This is a genomic window from Streptomyces sp. NBC_00667 (assembly GCF_036226825.1).
In the GTDB taxonomy this organism is placed as follows: Bacteria; Actinomycetota; Actinomycetes; order Streptomycetales; family Streptomycetaceae; genus Streptomyces.
Genome location: NZ_CP109022.1, coordinates 6323657 through 6341636 on the forward strand (window position 1 = coordinate 6323657; position 17980 = coordinate 6341636).

The following is a 17980-nucleotide window of genomic DNA, read 5'->3' on the forward strand; positions in this document are numbered from 1 at the left end:
CATGCTGTTCGACACCGTCACCGACGCGATCGGCCGGACCCCCCTGGTCCGGCTCCGCCTGGGCGAGGCACGCGGGGTGGAGGTCTACGCCAAGCTGGAACTGCAGAACCTGTTCGCCATGAAGGACCGCGTCGCCCGCAACATCCTCTTCGAAGCCCGCCGGCTCGGCGTCCTCGCCCCCGGAGCCCCCGTCATCGAGAGCTCGTCCGGCACCATGGCCCTGGGCGTGGCCCTCGTCGGACGGGCGCTCGGCCACGACGTCCACATCGTCACCGACCCCCGCATCGACCCCGTCACCCTCGCCAAACTGCGCGCCCTGGGCTGCCGGGTGCACGTGGTCGAGGCGATGACCAGCCACGGCTGGCAAAGCGCCCGCCTGGAACGGCTGGCGGAGCTGATGCGCGAACTGCCCGGCGCGTTCTGGCCGCAGCAGTACACCAACCCCGACAACCCCGGTGCCTACCGCGGCGTGGCCGACGAACTCGTCGCAGACCTGGGCGAGTTCCACACCCTGGTAGCAGCGGTCGGCAGCGGCGGCTCGCTGTGCGGCACCGCCCGCGCCGTCAAGGAGACCCTGCCGGGGCTGCGGGTGGTCGGCGTCGACTGCGTCGGCAGCGCCCTCTTCGGCCAGCCCGACGTACCGCAGCGCCTGCAGAGCGGACTGGGCAACAGCCTGCTGCCCGCGAACCTCGACCGCCCGCTCGTCGACGAGGTGCACTGGCTCAACGACCACGAGGCCTTCGCCGCCGCCTGGGACCTCGCCCGCGAGCAGCAGATCTTCGGCGGCAACACCTCCGGTTCCGTCTACCGGGTGCTGGGCGACCTCGCGGAGCGCGCCGAACCGGGCACCCGCATCGTCGGCATCCTGCCCGACCGGGGCGACCGCTACGCCGACACCGTGTACGACGAGGCGCACTGGGCCGCCCACGCCCTCGCGCAGGTGCCGCGCGCCACCCGGCCGGCCGCCGTCCCCGCCGGGCAGGTCGCCCGCACCTGGTCGCGCAGCGACTACGAGGCGCCCGCGGACATCCGGCGCCACCTGCTGTTCGTGGAGTCCAACACCACCGGCACCGGCATGCTGGCCCTGGACCTCGCCCGGGACCTGGGCTGCGCACCCGTCCTGCTGACCGGCGACCCGGACCGCTACCGGGGGCTGGAGGCCACCGGCGCCGAGGTGGTGCGCTGCGACACCAACTCCGCGCCCGCGCTGCGCGCCGCGATCCAGGAGCGCTTCCGGCGCGAGGAGATCGCCGGCATCACCACCACCAGCGACTTCTACGTGCCCGCCGTGGCGGGCCTGGCCCGCTGGCTCGGCCTGCCCGGCAACCCGCAGGAGGCGATGGCCGTATGCCGCGACAAGTCGGCCCTGCGCGCCACGCTGGGCACCGCCGGTGTGCGCCAGCCGCGGTACGCGATCGTCCGGGACCCGGCGCGGATCGCCGACGCCGTGGCCCGCACCGGACTGCCCTGCGTGGTCAAGCCCGCCGACGACTCCGGCTCCAACGACGTCCTGCTCTGTACCGACGAAGCCGCCGCCGCCGCCCAGGCCGCCCGCATCCTCGCCGTCACCACCAACGTCCGGGGCATGCCGACCGCGGGCACCGTACTCGTCGAGGAGTACCTCGACGGGCCGGAGTACAGCGTGGAGATGTTCACCTGGGACGGGCGCACCGAGTGCGTGGGCATCACGGCCAAGTCCGTCACCGGCAGCCCGCACTTCGTGGAGCACCGCCACCTGTTCCCCGCCCCGCTCCCGGCCGGGGTGGCGCAGCAGATCACCGAGACGGTGACCGCGGCCCTCGAAGCGGCCGGTGTCCGCCTCGGCGCCACCCACACCGAGGTGAAACTGACCCCCGAAGGGCCCGCCGTCATCGAGATCAACCCGCGCCTGGCCGGCGGGATGATCCCGGAACTGGTACGGCTCGCCACCGGGACACGGCTGCTGGAGCAGCAGCTGCGGGTGGCCGTCGGACTTCCGCCCGAGCTGAAAGCCGCCCACGAGGGGCACGCAGGCATCCAGTTCCTGCTCGCCGACACCGACGGGGTCCTCGAGGCCGTCGAGGGTGCCGGGGCGGCGGCCCGGACCGAGGGCATCGAGGCCGTCACGGTCACCGCCGCCCCCGGAACTCCCGTACGGCGCGCACGGAGCGCCGCCGACCGGCTCGGGTACCTCATCGCGAGCCACCGCGAGCCGCAGCGGGTCACCGAAGCCCTCGATGCCGCCCGGAGCCTGCTGCGGCTCTCCGTGGGCCCCGCGCCCCGTAGTTGACGAACCCCTTCCTTCCTTTCCGTTCCCTTCCACATCCGAGGTGACCTCCCATGAGCAACCCCTTCGAGAACGACCAGGCCTCCTACACCGTCCTTCGCAACGAGCAGCTCCAGCACTCCCTGTGGCCGGCCGCCCAGCCCGTGCCCGCGGGCTGGACCCTGGTGCACGGGCCCGACGGGCGCCAGAACTGCCTGGACTACGTCGAGCGGAACTGGACCGACATGCGACCGGCCTCGCTGGTGGCCGCCCTGGCCGGGAACGCCCCCCGGTGACCGCCCACGAAACGACTCTGTGCACCCTGTTCGCCGAGGTCCTGGGCCTGCCCGAGGTCCACCCCGGGCAGAGCTTCACCGGCCTCGGGGGCGACAGCATCCAGGCCATCCAGGTCGTCAGCCGGGCGCGCCTCGCGGGGCTGGTGGTCACCACCCGCGAGGTGCTGCGCAGCGAGAGCGTCAGCGCCCTCGCCGCCGCGGCCCGTACGGACGACCGGGCCCACGGCCGGTCCGGGCCGACGGCGCCGCCGCGCCGCTTCGGCCCCCTCGCCGCCACACCGATCATGGAGTGGCTCGGCGAGGTGGACGGCCCCGTCGACAGCTACAACCAGTCGCTCGTGGTCCGTACGCCTGCGGGCTTCGACGCCGCGGCGGCCGAACGTCTCGTACAGGCCCTGCTCGACACCCACGACGTCCTGCGGCTGCGGCTGCCCGGGGGGCTCGCGGCGCCCGTCCCGGCGGCCGAGATCCCCGAACCCGGGACGGTGGCCGCCGCGGGGCTCGTGGAGCGGGTGGACGCCCGCACCGCCACCGACGAGGAACTGCCCGCCCTCATGGGCCGGCGCATGGAGGCCGCGCGGGCGCTGCTCTCGCCCCGGGACGGGACCATGCTGCGGGCCGTACTGCTCGACCGCGGTGCCGACCGGCAGGGACGCCTCGCCCTCATCGTCCACCACCTGGCCGTCGACGGGGTGTCCTGGCGCATCCTCCAGGACGACCTGCGCACCTGCTGGGCCGCCCTGGCCTCGGGCGCCGCCCCCGAACCCGACCCGGTTCACACCCCGTTCGCGCACTGGGCGGAGCTGCTGCGCGCCGACGCGACCTCGGGCCGCCGGATGGGCGAGGCCACCCGCTGGTACGACGTCCTGGGCCCGGCCCCCGCCCCGCTCGCCGGCGTGCGCCCACCCGGCCCCCTCGACCCGGAGACCGCACGGAACACCCATGTGCTCACCCTGCCGCCGGAGTTCACCGGCCCCCTGCTGACGGCCGTCCCCGGCCTGGTCAACGGCACCGTCAACGACGTCCTGCTCACCGGCCTGGCCCTGGCGGTGCTGAACTGGCGCCGCGACGGCGACGGCGAGGGCGGCGGCGACGGCCCGTCCGGCGAGGACCCCGCCGGCGGCCGGGTCCTGGTCGACGTCGAGGGGCACGGCCGGGAGGACGTGGTCGACGGCCTGGACCTGTCCCGTACCGTCGGCTGGTTCACCACCGTCTACCCGGTCCGCCTCGACCTGGGACCGACCGACCCGGCCGACGCCCGCGCCGGCGGGCCGGCACTCGGCGCCGCCCTGCGCCTGGTCAAGGAAGACCTGCGCGCCGTCCCGGACAAGGGAATCGGCTTCGGGCTGCTGCGCCACCTCAACTCCCGGACCGGCCCGGGCCTCGCCCGGCGCGGGATCCCCGAGATCGGCTTCAACTACCTCGGCCGGTTCCCGATGGGGGACGACGGGGACTGGTCCGCCGCCCCCGGGCACGCCTTCGCCCTGGACGACGCGGACGAGGGTCTGCCGATGGCCCATGCCGTGGAGGTCAACGCGGCCGCCCACGAAGGGCCCGGGGGACTGATCCTCAGCGCCACGTGGACCTGGGCCGGCAACGCCTATCCGGGAACCCGGGTCCGCGCCCTCGCCGAGGAGTGGTTCGCCGTGCTGCGCGCGCTCGCCCGGTACACGGGCCGGCCCGGGGCGGCCGCACTGACCCCGTCCGACGTGTCGCTGGCCGACATCAGCCAGGCGGACCTCGACTCCTTCGAATCCCAGCTCGGAGAACTGCTGTGATCCCTCTGTCCCACGCCCAGCAGCGGCTGTGGTTCCTCGGCCGCGACGGCGATGACGGCGCGCAGTACAGCATCCCCGTCGGGCTGAGGCTGCGCGGCACGCTCGACCGCTCGGCGCTGCGCGGCGCCCTGGCCGACGTCACCGACCGGCACGAGGCCCTGCGCACCCTCTTCCCGGACGAAGGGGGCCGCCCCCGGCAGGAGGTCCTCGCCACCGGCGCCGCCGCACCGGACCTGGCCGTCGTCCTGTGCGCCCACGAGGAGCGCGAGCGGCTCGTCGCCGCCGCCGCCCGGCGGCCGTTCGACCTCGCCGCGGAAATCCCCCTGCGGGCGCACCTGTTCGCGCACGGGAGCGAGGACCACTACCTGCTGCTCGTCCTGCACCACATCGCCGGGGACGGCCGGTCCATGGACCTCCTGGTCCGGGACCTCGCCGCCGCCTACACCGCCCGGGTCCGCCACGAGGACCCGAACTGGCCCGAACTGACGCTCCACTACCCCGACTTCACGGTCTGGCAGCGCGAGCTGCTGGGGGACCCCGCTGATCCGGCGTCCCTCCACGCCCGGCAGCTCGCCCACTGGACCCGCGCCCTGGCCGGGCTGCCCGAGGAGCTGGAGCTACCGGCCGACCGGCCGCGGCCGCCCGTCGCCTCCCACCGCGGAGCACTGGTGACGGCGCGCCTCGACCCCGCCCTGCACACGGCGCTCGCGGACCTCGCCCAGGCCCGGCGGGCGACGCCGTTCATGGCGGTGCAATCCGCCTTCGCCGCCCTGCTCACCCGGCTCGGAGCGGGCACCGACCTCCCGCTGGGCTGCCCCGTCGACGGGCGGGACGACGAGGCCCTGCACGATGTCATCGGCCTCTTCGTGCACACCCTCGTCGTCCGCGCCGACACCTCCGGCGACCCGGCCTTCGAAGAACTTCTCGACCGGGTGCGCGACGCGGTCCTGGACGCCCACGTCCACCAGGACGTCCCCTTCGAATCCCTGGTCGAACGGCTCAACCCGGCCCGCTCCGCGTCCCGGCACCCGCTGTTCCAGGTCGCCGTCGCCGGACAGCGCGGCGAAGGCCCCGCCCCCGAACTGCCCGGCCTCGTCACGGAGGTGGAGGCGGTCCGCACCGGTACCGCCAAGTTCGACCTGACCCTGGAGGTGGACGAGCGCCGCGACCCCGTCACCGGCGCCCCGGCCGGGATCGGCCTGTCCCTGGAATACGCGGACGACCTGTTCGACGGGGGCACCGCGCAGGCACTGCTCGACCGGCTGGTACGGCTGACCACCGAGGCCGTGCGCGATCCCGCCGCCCCCCTCGCCGCCCTGGACGTCCTCGCCCCCGGGGAGCGCGCCGAGCTGCTGGAGGGCCGCGCGGGCCGCCCCGCGCGCCCGCAGGACTCCCGCGCGACCGTGCACGCGCTGTTCGCGGAGCGGGCCGCGGAGCACCCCGGCCGCACCGCCGTGGTCTGCGCCGACCGCGAGGCCACGTACGGGGAACTCGACCTGCTCTCCGACGCGGTCGCCGACGGCCTGGAGGACCTCGGAGTGCGCCCCGGCGATACCGTCGCCGTGCTGATGGAGCGCTCCGTCGAGCTGATCGCCGCCTGCCTCGGCGTGCTCAAGGCCGGCGCCGCCTACCTGCCGCTGGACGCGCGGGCCCCGCGGGCGCGGTCCGCCGCCGTCGTGGCCGGCGCCGGCGCCGCCGTACTGGTCACGGACTCCCCGCAGTCCGACGGCGCACTCCGCGAAACCCTCGGTGCCGGACGTGTGCTGCGGCCCGGACCGGGTACGGGGGCCGCGCGCACCACGGTCCGCGGCCCCGGGCACGCCGACGCCCTGGCCTACGTGATGTACACCTCCGGTTCCACCGGCACCCCCAAGGGGGTCGCCGTCCCGCACCGTGAGGTCGTCGCCCTCGCCCGGGACAGCCGCTGGCGCGGCGGGGCCCACGAGCGGGTGCTGTTCCGCTCCCCGCACGCCTTCGACGCCTCCACCTATGAGTTGTGGGTGCCGCTGCTGAACGGCGGCGTCGTGGTGGTGGCCCCGCCCGGGGACCTGGACGTCGCGGAACTCGCCCGCCTGATCGCCGACCGGAAGGTCACCGGCACCTTCCTGACGGCCACCCTCTTCAACGTACTGGCCGACGCGCACCTGCCGGAACTGGCCTCCCTGCGCGAGGTGATGACGGGAGGCGAGGCCGCCTCGCCGCCCATGGTCCGCCGGGTCCGCGAGGCCTGTCCGGACACCACCGTCACCAATGCGTACGGGCCGACGGAGACCACCACCTTCTCGGCGGTCTTCCCCCTCGCGCCCGGCCGTCCCGTCCCCGACGGCCGGATCCCCATCGGCCGGCCCCTGGACGGCACCCGGCTGTACGTCCTCGACGACCGGCTCGCCCCGGTCCCCCCGGGGGTTCCCGGCGAGCTGTACATCGCCGGCAGCGGTCTGGCGCAGGGTTACCTGAACCGCCCCGGCCTCACCGCGGAACGCTTCGTGGCCTGCCCGTACGGGCCCGCGGGGGAGCGGATGTACCGCACCGGCGACCGGGCCCGGTGGAACGCGGGCGGCCAGGTGGAGTACCTCGGCCGGGCCGACCGCCAGGTCAAGATCCGCGGCCTGCGCATCGAACCCGGCGAGATCGAGAACGTGCTCGCCGCGCACCCCGCGGTGGGACAGGCCGCCGTCACCGTGGTGACCGGCCCCGCCGGCCCCGCGCTCGCCGGATACGCCGTGCCGGCCGACGGCGCCGAGGCCCCGAGCGCGGCCGCCCTGCGCGACCACCTCGCCGCGGCCCTGCCCGACTACATGGTTCCGCATTCGCTCACGCTGCTGGACCGCTTCCCCGTGACACCCAACGGCAAGATCGACACGGCGGCCCTGCCCGCCCCCGCCCCGGCCGCCGCCGACCGGGCCCACGTGGCCCCGCGGAACGGCACCGAGCGCGCCCTGTGCGCCGTCTGGGAGGCCGTCCTCGGCCATGAGCGGGTCGGCGTCCGTGACAACTTCTTCGACCTCGGCGGCCATTCGCTGCTCGCCACCCGTCTCCTCGCCGAGGTGCGCTCGGCTCTCGGCTCGACCGTGGGCATCCGTGCCTTCTTCGCCGCGCCGACGGTGGAGCAGCTCGCCGTGGCGCTGACCGAGAGCCCGGAGCAGGACGTGCCCGCCGACGAACCGGCGGTGGTCCGCCGCCCCCGCCGCCCCCGGCCGGCCTGACCCGCCTGCCGGCCCGCCCGCCTGAGCCCCTGCCGGCCTGCCCGCCTGCCGGCCTGACCCGCCGGTCCGCCGCACCCGCCGGGCCCGAACCGCCCCCCGACCCACCCCGCACCACCGGAGGTAACCGTCGTGAACCACCCGCCGACCGAGCCGTCACCCGACTCCGTCCGGTCCCGCGTCGAGGACGTGCTGCCCCTGTCACCGCTCCAGGACGGCATCCTCTTCCACTCCCTCTTCGACGAGAGCGAACGCGACGTCTACGTGGCCCAGTTGCTGCTGGACCTCAGCGGCCCCCTCGACGCCCGCCGGCTGCGGGACGCCGCCGACGGCGTCCTCGCCCGGCACGCCAACCTGCGCGCCGGCTTCCTGCGCCGCGCCTCCGGCGACCCCGCACAGGTCGTGCAGTGCGACGTGCGCGCCCCCTGGCGGGAGGAGGACCTCTCCGCCCTCGACGGCCCCGCCCTGCGGCGTGCCCTCGACACGCTGCTCGCCGAGGACCGGGCCCGCCGCTTCGACCTCGCCCGGCCGCCGCTGCTGCGCTTCACCCTCATCCGCACCGGGCCGCACAGCCACCGGCTGCTGCTCACCTACCACCACATCCTGATGGACGGCTGGTCCTGGCCCGTCCTGGTCCGGGAACTCCTCGCCGCCCACGACGCCCGCCCCGACGGCAGCGGGCCCGCGCCCGTCACCCCGTACTCCTCCTTCCTGCGCTGGCTCGGCACCCGCGACACGGCGGCCGCCCGGGACGCCTGGAGCCGGTCGCTGGCCGGCCTCGCCGGCGGCAGCAGGACGGCGCCGGTGTCCGTACCCCCGGGCGCGGTGCTCCCGGACCGGGTGGAGACCGAGCTCGCCCGGGCCACCACCGACCGGCTCACCGAGCTGGCCCGTGCCCACCGGCTGACGCCCGGTACCGTACTGCAAGGCGCGTGGGCCCTGCTCCTCGGCCAGCAACTGCGCTCCGAGGACGTGGTGTTCGGCGCCATCGTCAGCGGCCGCTCCCCGGAGCTGCCCGGTGTCGCCGACATCGTGGGGCTGTGCATCAACACCGTTCCGGTGCGGGTGCGGATCGATCGCGCCGAGCCCCTCGTGGAGCTCTTCGGCCGGCTCCAGGAGGAGCAGGCCGCGCTGATCGAGCACCACCACCTCAGCCTCGTGGAGGTCCAGCGCCTCGCCGGCGCCGGGGAACTCTTCGACTCCTGCGTCGCGTTCCAGAACTACCCCGTCGACGCCGACGGGCTCGCCGCACTCTCCGGCGGTGACCTCCGCGTCACCGGCGTGGACCCGCACGACGCCGCCCACTACCCGCTCACCCTGACCGCCGTCCCCGGCACCCGGCTGCGCCTCCAGATCGACTACCGCCCCGACGTCTTCGGCGCGGACCAGGCCCGGGCCATGCTCGACCGGCTGGTCCGCCTCCTGGAAGCGGTGGTGGAGGACCCCCGGCTGCCCGTCGGCGCGCTGGACCTGCTCTCCGCCGCCGAACGGCACCGGGTGCTGGTGGAGTGGAACGACACCGCCTGCGACGAGGACTACGCCGAGGTGGTCGAGCGGGTACGGGAGCAGGCGGCGCTGACCCCGGCCGCGACGGCCGTCACCGACGACCGCGGCCGGGAGATCGGCTACGCGGGGCTGATCGCCCGCACCGACACGCTCAGCCTGCGGCTGCTCGAAGCCGGCGTGGGCGCCGGAGACCTCGTCGCGGTGCTCAGCGAACCCACCGCCGCCGTCCCGGTCGCCCTGCTCGGCATCCTGGGGGCGGGCGCCGCCTACGTGCCGCTCGACCCCGAAGGGCCCGTCGCCCGTACCGCCGACCTGCTCGGCGCGGGCGGGATCGGCTGGCTGCTGGCCGCCCCCGCCCAGCAGGAGCGGGCCCGGGAGATCGCCGACGCGTGCGGGGGAGCCGTCCGCGTCCTGGCCCTCGCGGACACGGGCGACACGGCCCCGGCGTCGCGCGCCCCCCTCGCCGGCGGACCCGACGCACTGGCGTACGTCTGCTTCACCTCCGGCTCCACCGGCAAGCCCAAGGGCGCCATGGTGCACCGGCGGGGCATGAACAACCACCTGCTGAGCAAGCTGGACGACCTCGAACTGACCACCGGCGACCGGGTGGTGATGAACGCCCCGCTCACCTTCGACATCTCCGTCTGGCAGATGCTCGCGCCGCTGATCACCGGCGGCCGGGTGCACCTCGTCAGCCGGGACACGGCCCGCGACCCGGCCGTGCTCTTCGCCGACGCTGCGCGCCGCGGCATCACCGTGCTGGAGACGGTGCCCTCCTTCGTCCGCGCCGCCGTGGACCTGTGGGACACCGGAGCCGTCCCGCCCGCGCTCCCCGAGCTGCGCTGGTTCATCGTCAACGGCGAAGTCCTGCCCCCGGAACTGTGCGAGCGCTGGTACGCCCGCTACCCGGACGCGGTGATCATCAACGCCTACGGCCTCACCGAGTGCTCCGACGACAACACCCACGCCTTCATCGGCCACGACGTGGGCGCCCTGCTCGAACAAGGGCGGCTGCCCGTCGGCCGCCCGCTGCGCAACAACCGCCTGTACGTCCTCGACCAGGGCCTCGCCCCGGTACCGCCGGGGGTGCCCGGTGAACTGTTCATCGCGGGAACGGGCGTGGGCCCCGGCTACCTGCGCGACCCCCGCCGCACCAGCGAGCGCTACGTCCCCGACCCGTTCGCCGCCGAGCCGGGCAGCCGGATGTACCGCACCGGCGACCTGGCCCGGCTCCGCGCGGACGGCCAGCTCGACTTCCTCGGCCGCCAGGACCACCAGGTCAAGATCCGCGGCAACCGCATCGAGCTCGGCGAGGTGGAGACGGCCCTGCGCGCCGTGCCGGGCGTCAGCGAGGCCGTGGTCGCCGTCGACCGCGACCAGGCCGGGCAGCAGCGGCTGATCGCCTACTACACCGGCTCGCCCGCTCCCGAGGAGGTGCGCTCCGCCCTCGGTCTGGCCCTGCCGAACTACATGGTCCCCGCCATGTTCCTGGCCCTGCCCGCGTTCCCGCTCACCACCAACGGCAAGCTCGACCGCAAGGCCCTGCCGGACCCCGCCACCGTGGCGCGTCCCGCCGGCCGCGCCCCGGAGACCCGGGCCGAGCAGACGCTCTGCACGATCTTCGCCGAGGTGCTGGGCCTGCCCGGCGCCGGCCCGGACGACGACTTCTTCGCGCACGGGGGGCACTCCCTGCTCGCCACCCGGCTCATGGGCCGCGTCCGCAGCGAGTGCGGCGCCCGGCTGACCATCCGGGACCTCTTCGAAACCCCGACCCCCGCCGGGCTGGCAGCCCGCCTCGCCGCCGCAGGGGCGGTCGCCGCGGACGGCCCGGGCCGGCCCGCCCGTCCGGTGCTGCGCCCGCGCGCCCGGGACCACGCCTGACCGGCCGTCCCCACCGCGCCCCGCCCGCCCGACACCACCGCGCCCCACCGCGCGCCGCCCGACCGCCCGCCCACGCCGGGGCCCCTGCGGCCCCGGCCGCGAGCCCCGTACCGACCTGGAGACACCATGACCCGGACCGAGACCCCCGTACCGCTGCGGATCGCGCGGCAGGCGGACCTCACCCCCGACGCGATCGCGGCACGCGGGCCGGAAGGCGAGCTGACGTACCGCCTGCTCGACCGCCGCGCCCGTGCCCTGGCCCGGGAGCTCCGGGCCGCCGGCGCGGGCCCGGAGGACACCGTGCTGCTCGGGGTGCGCCGGGGCCTGCACTGGGCGGTCGGCGTCCTCGGGATCTGGTATGCCGGCGCGGCGCTGCTGCCGGTGGACCTGGACACCCCCGACGAGAGGCTCCGTACGCTGACGGACGCCGCCGGCACCCGGTACGCGGTCGCCCCCGGCCACCTGGCGGCGGCCGACCTGCAACGGCGCTGCGGACGCGAGCTGTTCTGGGCCGGCACGGACGGACGGCCGCAGGAGGAGGCCGGCCGGGAGGCGCTGCCCGAGCCGGCGGCCTGCGACCCCGACTCGCTCGCCTACGTGCTCTTCACGTCGGGTTCGACCGGCCGGCCCAAACCCGTGGCCGTCGCCCACCGGTCACTCGCCGCCCAGAGCGCCGTCCTGGCGGAGCGCTACGCGCTGACCCGGGCGGACCGGGTGCTGCAGTTCGCGGCGCCCGCCTTCGACGTGGCCCTGGAGGAAGCCCTGCCCACCTGGTGCACGGGGGGCGCGGCCGTCTTCGTGGAGGACAACGTCCTGTCGCCGGCCGAGCTCGAACCCTTCCTGGCCGAGCGGGGGGTGAGCGTGGTGAACCTGCCCACACCGTACTGGGCGCAGTGGGCGAAGGACGTGGAGCGCCGGCCCCGGCAACTGCCCGCAGACCTGCGCCGGGTGGTCATCGGCAGCGACGCCGGACGCACCGCCGACCTCAAGCGCTGGGCCGCCGCGGGCGGCCCGCCCGTGGTCAGCTGCTACGGCCTGACCGAGTCCACGATCACCGCCACCTCCTACGAGGCGGGCCCGGCGGAACTGCTCGCCCTCACCGGCGACGAGGTCATCCCGCTGGGCACCCCGCTCCCGGGCGTGCGGGCGTACGTCCTCGACGAGGCGCTGACCGAGGCGCCGGCCGGGGCGGCGGGCGAGCTGTACCTCGCCGGCGACTGCCTGGCCCGCGGCTACCACGGCAGGCCGGCGCCGACCTCGGAACGCTTCGTCGCGGACCCCTTCGGTAGGCGGCCGGGCGAGCGGATGTACCGCACCGGCGACCGGGTCCGGCGCACCGCGGACGGCACGCTGGAGTTCCTGGGGCGCGCGGACGACCAGGTCAAGATCCGCGGCTTCCGGGTGGAGCTCAAGGAGGTCGAGGCCGCCGTCGCCGCCCACCCCGACGTCCTGGACGTGGTCGCCCGCGCGGTGCGCGACCGCGGCGAACCCCAGGTCGCGGCCTACGTGGTGACGGTGCCCGGCAGCACGCTGGACGGGCGGGGACTGCGCGGCCACCTCGCCCGCCGGGTGCCCGGTCATCTGGTTCCGGCCCATATCGTGATCCTGGCGGAACTGCCCCGTACTCCGGGCGGCAAGCTCGATCCGCGCGCCCTGCCCGCCCTGCCCTCCCCGGCCGCCGCCACCGTGTCCCGCTGACGCGGCTCCCCCGCACCCCTCCCCAGAAAGGGAACCTCCAGATGTCCGTCCCCGCAGCGGAACCGGCGTCCGCGCCCGTGTCCCCGCCGAGCCCCGCAGCCGAGCCGGCCGCCCTCGTCCGCACACGACGGCGCGACTTCCGCCTCTTCATGTCCTCCCACATATGCAACGAGCTGGGCAACAGCATCACTTACGTCGCCCTGCCGCTGATGGCGGTCCTCACCCTGCACGCCTCGGCGATGGAGGTCGGCCTGCTGGCAGCGGCCGAACAGGCGGCCTTCCTGCTGCTCGGGCTGCCCGCGGGCGCGTGGGTCGACCGGATGCGCCGCCGCAGCGTGATGATCGCGGCCGACCTGGCCCGCACCGTCCTGCTGACCGGCCTGCCGCTCGCGTACCTGTCCGGCCTGCACTCCATGCCGCTGCTGTACGCGGTGGCCCTGCTGCTGGGGTGCGCCCGGCTGTTCGGCGACGTGGCCGACCAGAGCTACCTGCCGACCCTGGTGGGGGAGTCCACCCTGATCGGCGGCAACTCCAAGCTGGAAACGGTGCGTTCGGCCGCCGAGTTCAGCGGGCCCGGCGTCGCGGGCTTCCTCGTCCAGCTGTTCGGCCCGGCCGGCACCCTCGCCGGACAAGCCGCCACCTCACTGGCCTCCGTCGTCCTCCTGGGACGGATCCGCGCCCGGGAGGAGCGGCCCGCCCCCGCCGGGCGCCGCCACCTGCTCCGTGACATCCGCGAGGGCCTCGGCTACGTACTGGGACACCGGGTCCTGCGGCTCATCGCCCTGAACACGGCCTCGGTGAACCTGTTCCTGAGCGGGGTCATGGCGGTCGAGGTCCTCTTCCTGACCCGGACGGTGGGGCTGGCGCCCGCGGCGGTCGGCTGGGTGCTGACCACGGCCACGGTCGGCTCGCTGCTCGCCGCGGTCGCCACGGAACGCCTGACGCGCGCCGTGGGAGCGGCCCGGCTGACCTGGCTGTCGCTGCTGGTCACGATGCCGTTCGGGCTCCTCCTGCCGTTGGCCGGGAACGGCTGGCGCCTCGCGCTGTTCGTGCTGGGATCGCTCGTCCAGTCGGCCGGGGTGACCGTGTACAACATCTGCCAGGTGGCCTACCGGCAGACCGTGTGCCCGCCGCACCTGCTCGGGCGCATGACGGCCACCATGCGTTTCCTGGTGTGGGGCGTCCTGCCGGTCAGCGGTGTGCTCGCCGGCGTCCTCGGCGAGGTGTTCGGCGTGCGGGCCGCGCTGTGGCTCTTCACCGCGGCGCTGTCCGCGGCTCCCCTGGTCCTGGTGTGCTCGCCGCTGCGCCGGATGCGGGAGTTCGAGGAGCAGCCCGCCGTCCCGGCCGAGGCCGCCGCTCAGTAGCCGTAGCCGAGCTGGAACGCCAGGTGGGTGAGCTGGGTGCGGTTGACGGCCCCGGTCTTGCTGCGCAGCCGGCGCAGGTAGGTGTCGACGGTGTGCGGGCTGAGCCCCATCCGGCGGGCGATGATCCGGTACGTGTCGCCCTGCGCGAGGTGGGCGAGGACCTCCCGCTCGCGCGGGGTGAGGGCGACGCTGTTCACAGCGGTGTCGTGCACGGGGTACTCCTCGGGTTGTCCGGGTGCGTGGTGACGGGGCGCAGGTGCGGCCGTGTTCCGTAGGAACAGACTTTCGTCTTGTTTATCCTGGGGCCAGGGGACGGGCACCTCACCAACATGCCTGGCAGCAAAGCGACCCGGGGTAAAAAGTGCAAAATGGGGCAAACGTTGATTCCGACCTGGTGCCTGATCTGGAGGACGCCGACCTGGACGTCTACGGATGGGTGCTCGAACACCGGAGCCTCGAAGTGGACGCCGTCGCCTCCGCGACCGGCCGCGATCCGGAGGAGGTCCGCCGCAGCACCCAACGGCTGCGCCGGGCGCACCTGCTCCACATCGGCCCCGACGACACCTCGGTGGCCTTCGCGGTCGCGCCCGACACCGCCGCCTCCCAGCTCGTCGCCCCGCTGGAGGTGCAGATCCGCGAGCGCGAGCGGATGATCAGCGGCATCCGCGCGGAACTCGGCCGCTTCGAACCGCACTACCTCCAGCGCCGCACCGCGGGCGAGTCCCTGGAGGTCCTGGAGAACCTGCAGGACGTACGCGGCGCCCTCAACCGCGCCTCGGACGCCTGTGTCAGGGAGATGCTGACCTCGCAGCCGGGCGGCGGCAGCCGGGTGCCGGAGGCCATGCAGGAGGCCCTGCGCCGTGACGAGGCCATGCTGAAACGCGGCATATCCATCCGCAGCCTCTACCACCACACCGCGCGCTTCAACGGCCCCAGCCAGGCCTATGTCGCGGCGGCCTCGGCCCTGGGTGCGGAGTACCGCACCGCCCACGAGCTGTTCGGCCGCCTGATCGTCTTCGACCGCGAACTGGCCTTCATTCCGGCCCAGGACGGCAGTTGGGGGGCGGTGGTCATCCGTGAACCCTCCACCGTGGCCTACCTCTGCTCCATCTTCGAGCAGACCTGGGACCTGGCCACGCCGTTCTCCAACGCGGCCGGCCAGGGGCTGGAGGAAGTGGCTCGAGAGATCCACGAGACGATCATCAAACTCCTCGGTGCGGGGCTCAAGGACGAGGCCATCGCCAGGAGGCTGGGGATGTCCCTGCGTACGGCGCGCCGTCACATCGCCGACATCATGGAGGAGCTGGGCGCCGGCAGCCGCTTCCAGGCGGGGGTCGCCGCAGCCATGCGCGGACTGCTCGGCGCCGACCCCGGCCTCGCCGCCGCCGAAGCCGCCCCCGGCCTCGCCGCCGCCGACGTGCCCGAGGAGTGAACTGCCGCCGCCGGCCCCCCGTTCCTGTCGCGCGAATCCGGGAACGGGTACACGTGTCTGGTGCCGGCGCGGCCCCGTGCCGGATGCTTCCCCGATGAGAGCCGTGAGCTGACGGTCCGTCGCCCGCGCGCCCGTGCCGGGAACGCCGACGCCGAAGCCGCGGCCGATCGGCGCAAGTCAAGGGGGCGGGGCACATGGACATGCCGGACGACGGATCCGCGGTGTGCGGGACGGGGCTTCGTCCCGTGGAGGAGCCGGCGGCGCTGCACCTGCGGGAGCTGGGCCTCTTCCTGTCGGTCCACCTCGGACGCGCCCCCGGCATCCTGTGGCCCGAGTACGACCACCCCGCCCTCGTCGAAGGACCGGGGGCCTGCGAGCCGGAACTGGCCGACAGCCAGCTCGGTCTCCTGACGGCCCAACTGGGTTGCCTGACCGGGCTTTCGGCCCGCACCCTCGCCGTGGACACCGCCGACGGCGGCGAGGGCGCCGCCCGAGCGGTCCGGCCCGGAGACGGCGGCGGCGACCACCTGCTGGTCCACCAGATCGCGGGCGCCGGGACCTGGCGGCTCTCCCGTACGCGGACCGCGGCGGCCACCGAACCGGGCCCCACGTCGTTCGCGTGCCGCCTGCGCCCCGGTGAGGTGCTGTACGTCCCGGCGCACTGGTCGCGCCGGGCCGAGTTCACCGCGGGTGCCCGCTACGCCGTGACGCGTCTGCGGGCCCCGACGGGCTGAGCGACGTACGGGAAGGGGCCGCCTCGACGAGGCGGCCCCTTCCCGTACGTCCTGCACCCGCTGGTCGGGCGGGTGCGGGCGTCAGCCGCCCCAGGAGCTGTCGGTGGGGGTCTTGCCCCGCTCCGTACCCGAGTTGGTGGTGCTCCGCACGATCACGGGGCGCGGGGCGGGGGCGTGGACCTCCGCCGTGGCCGCCGGGGCGTCCGGGCCGGTGTCGGCCGAGGCCGCGCCGGCCGGCACCAGCAGGGCGGCAACCGTGACGGACACGGTGAGAAGGTAGCGCTTCAGCATGGGTTCCCCCCAGGAGATGGTCTGGTGGTGACGCGGTCCGCCTCGTGGGGGAACCGCGCCGGTCGTTGTCCTGCGAAACCAACTCTGCCGTCCGCGAGCACCCGTGGAGTGCCACCCGAGCGTTCATCAAGCTGCCTGGCGTTAAGGTGAGGGGCGGCAAATCACCCTCAAACCATACGAACCGCTCAGTGGCTCGACGCCGGAACCGGTACCTGAACCGCACCCTCGGCGCGGCCCCCGGTCTGATCCCATTGGGGCATGGCCGGATCCGGTATGTCCAGTTGGCGCCATACCCGCAGCACCAGTGGCGCGAGCGTGACACCCAGGTAGACGGCCCCCGTCGCCACCAGGGACCAGGTCAGCCCCCAGCGGTCCAGCAGGACCCCCGCACCGAGCATGCCGAGCGGTGTGGCCGCCAGCGCGCAGGCGACGAGCAGCCCGAAGACCCGCCCGCGCACCTCCTGCGGCACCCGCTGGTACGCCACCGACATCATCAGCGGCCCGACCACCCCCGACCCGATCCCGGAGAGGGTCAGCAGCGCCAGCAGCACGACCGGCGCCGGCTCGGCCGCCAGAGCGGCGCAACGCACCGCTCCCACCAGTACGAAGGCCGCCACGAACAGGGCGCGGCGCGGAGCCCGGTGACCGGTCCAGCCGAACAGGGCCGCACCCAGCAGCGCCCCCGCCCCGATGGCCGTGACCATCGCCCCGAACAGGGAACTGCTGTGCAGCACCCGCGTGCCGTACGCCGGATAGAGCACTCCGTTCAGCGCCCCGTCGAGCGCGTTGGTCACCAGCAGGACGGTGGTCATGGCCCGCAGCAGCCGGTCGTCGCGCAACCGCGTCCATCCCGTGCGCAGGTCCCGTACGTACGAGGTCACCCCCGGGCCCGTCGTGCGGGTCGCGCCCGCGGCCGGGACCATCAGGGCCACGAGGAGGGCGCAGAACAGCATCGCCGCCACGTCCGCGCACAGGGTCCGTACCGGCCCCGCGGTGGCGATGAGCAGCCCCGCCAGCGGGGCGCCGGTCATCATGCCGATCCGGCGGGCCCCCTCGACGGCGCTGGTCGCCCGCTCCGCCGTGACGCCGGCGCCCTCCATCGCCCCGGTCAGCAGGAGTTGCTTCGCGGTGTCGGCGGGGCCGCGCGCAGCGCCCACCACGAACACCAGGCAGACCAGGACCGGCAGCGGCAGCGCGTCCCGGGAGTGCAGCAGCGGAACCAGGGCCAGGGCCGCGGCGCTCAGCACGTCGGCACCGGTACTGACGGCCCGCGCGGGCAACCGGTCCACGACCGGGCCGGCGAGCACGGCCGAGCACAGCAGCCCCAGCATCTCCGCCGCGGCGACCAACCCGGTGCGGGCGCCGCTGCCGGTGCCGTGGAGGACGAACCAGGGCACGGCGATCAGGGTCATGGCGATGCCGAGGGAGGAGACGCCGGAGACTGCCACCAGGGTGAACAGGGGCAGCAGCCGCCGCGGCGGCGGCGCGGGTGGCACGGGCGGATTCATGACGGTTCTTCGGTCCTTCCTTCGTGCGCCGCGGCGCCCGGCCC

General features: G+C 74.9%; 12 protein-coding genes. 9 read left to right on the forward strand and 3 right to left on the reverse strand.

Translation table 11 applies throughout. The features are described 5' to 3' along the window. Position 1 precedes the first annotated feature (1 nt). The 7 genes from OHA81_RS28730 (at position 2) to OHA81_RS28760 (ending at position 13971) form a co-directional block, all read left to right on the forward strand. Positions 2 to 2269 (forward strand): pyridoxal-phosphate dependent enzyme, encoded by a 2268-nt coding sequence (locus OHA81_RS28730; protein WP_329200663.1) that lies wholly within the window; start codon positions 2 to 4, stop codon positions 2267 to 2269. 50 nt (positions 2270 to 2319) lie between these two features. Then, the gene (locus OHA81_RS28735; RefSeq protein ID WP_329200665.1) at positions 2320 to 2541 is read left to right on the forward strand and encodes an MbtH family protein; all 222 of its coding nucleotides are present in this window, start codon (positions 2320 to 2322) and stop codon (positions 2539 to 2541) included. Continuing rightward, positions 2538 to 4319 (forward strand): condensation domain-containing protein, encoded by a 1782-nt coding sequence (locus OHA81_RS28740; RefSeq protein ID WP_329200667.1) that lies wholly within the window; start codon positions 2538 to 2540, stop codon positions 4317 to 4319. Before OHA81_RS28735 ends, OHA81_RS28740 begins: the two co-directional genes overlap by 4 nt. Next, positions 4316 to 7525 carry a non-ribosomal peptide synthetase gene (locus OHA81_RS28745; protein ID WP_329200669.1) on the forward strand — a complete coding sequence of 1070 codons (3210 nt, stop codon included), beginning with the start codon at positions 4316 to 4318 and terminating at the stop codon, positions 7523 to 7525. The genes OHA81_RS28740 and OHA81_RS28745 overlap by 4 nt, the downstream gene beginning before the upstream one ends. Before the next feature lie 129 nt (positions 7526 to 7654). Further along, positions 7655 to 10909: a non-ribosomal peptide synthetase gene (locus OHA81_RS28750; protein WP_329200671.1), complete on the forward strand. Its 3255-nt coding sequence runs from the start codon at positions 7655 to 7657 to the stop codon at positions 10907 to 10909. 126 nt (positions 10910 to 11035) lie between these two features. Further along, entirely contained in the window at positions 11036 to 12607 is a 1572-nt protein-coding gene (locus OHA81_RS28755) for an amino acid adenylation domain-containing protein (RefSeq protein ID WP_329200672.1), read from the forward strand. A gap of 41 nt (positions 12608 to 12648) precedes the next feature. Continuing rightward, complete coding sequence (locus OHA81_RS28760; protein ID WP_329200674.1) at positions 12649 to 13971, forward strand: MFS transporter; 1323 nt, start codon at positions 12649 to 12651, stop codon at positions 13969 to 13971. Here OHA81_RS28760 and OHA81_RS28765 read toward each other — a convergent pair. Beyond that, positions 13965 to 14183, reverse strand: a complete 219-nt coding sequence (locus OHA81_RS28765) for a response regulator transcription factor (protein ID WP_329200676.1) — start codon at positions 14181 to 14183, stop codon at positions 13965 to 13967. The genes OHA81_RS28760 and OHA81_RS28765 overlap by 7 nt on opposite strands. 182 nt (positions 14184 to 14365) lie before the next feature. On the opposite strand from OHA81_RS28765, the gene OHA81_RS28770 reads away from it, so the two are divergent. Continuing rightward, positions 14366 to 15403, forward strand: coding sequence for a helix-turn-helix transcriptional regulator (locus tag OHA81_RS28770; RefSeq protein ID WP_329200678.1), 1038 nt, complete (start codon positions 14366 to 14368; stop codon positions 15401 to 15403). Positions 15404 to 15597: 194 nt separating this feature from the next. Beyond that, positions 15598 to 16137 (forward strand): hypothetical protein, encoded by a 540-nt coding sequence (locus OHA81_RS28775; RefSeq protein ID WP_329200679.1) that lies wholly within the window; start codon positions 15598 to 15600, stop codon positions 16135 to 16137. 81 nt (positions 16138 to 16218) lie between these two features. On the opposite strand, the gene OHA81_RS28780 is transcribed toward OHA81_RS28775, so the two are convergent. Both OHA81_RS28780 and OHA81_RS28785 read right to left on the reverse strand, forming a co-directional pair. Next, positions 16219 to 16404 carry a hypothetical protein gene (locus tag OHA81_RS28780; RefSeq protein WP_329200681.1) on the reverse strand — a complete coding sequence of 62 codons (186 nt, stop codon included), beginning with the start codon at positions 16402 to 16404 and terminating at the stop codon, positions 16219 to 16221. Between the two features lie 209 nt (positions 16405 to 16613). After that, positions 16614 to 17936, reverse strand: coding sequence for an MFS transporter (locus OHA81_RS28785; protein ID WP_329200683.1), 1323 nt, complete (start codon positions 17934 to 17936; stop codon positions 16614 to 16616). Between the last annotated feature and the right edge of the window lie 44 nt (positions 17937 to 17980).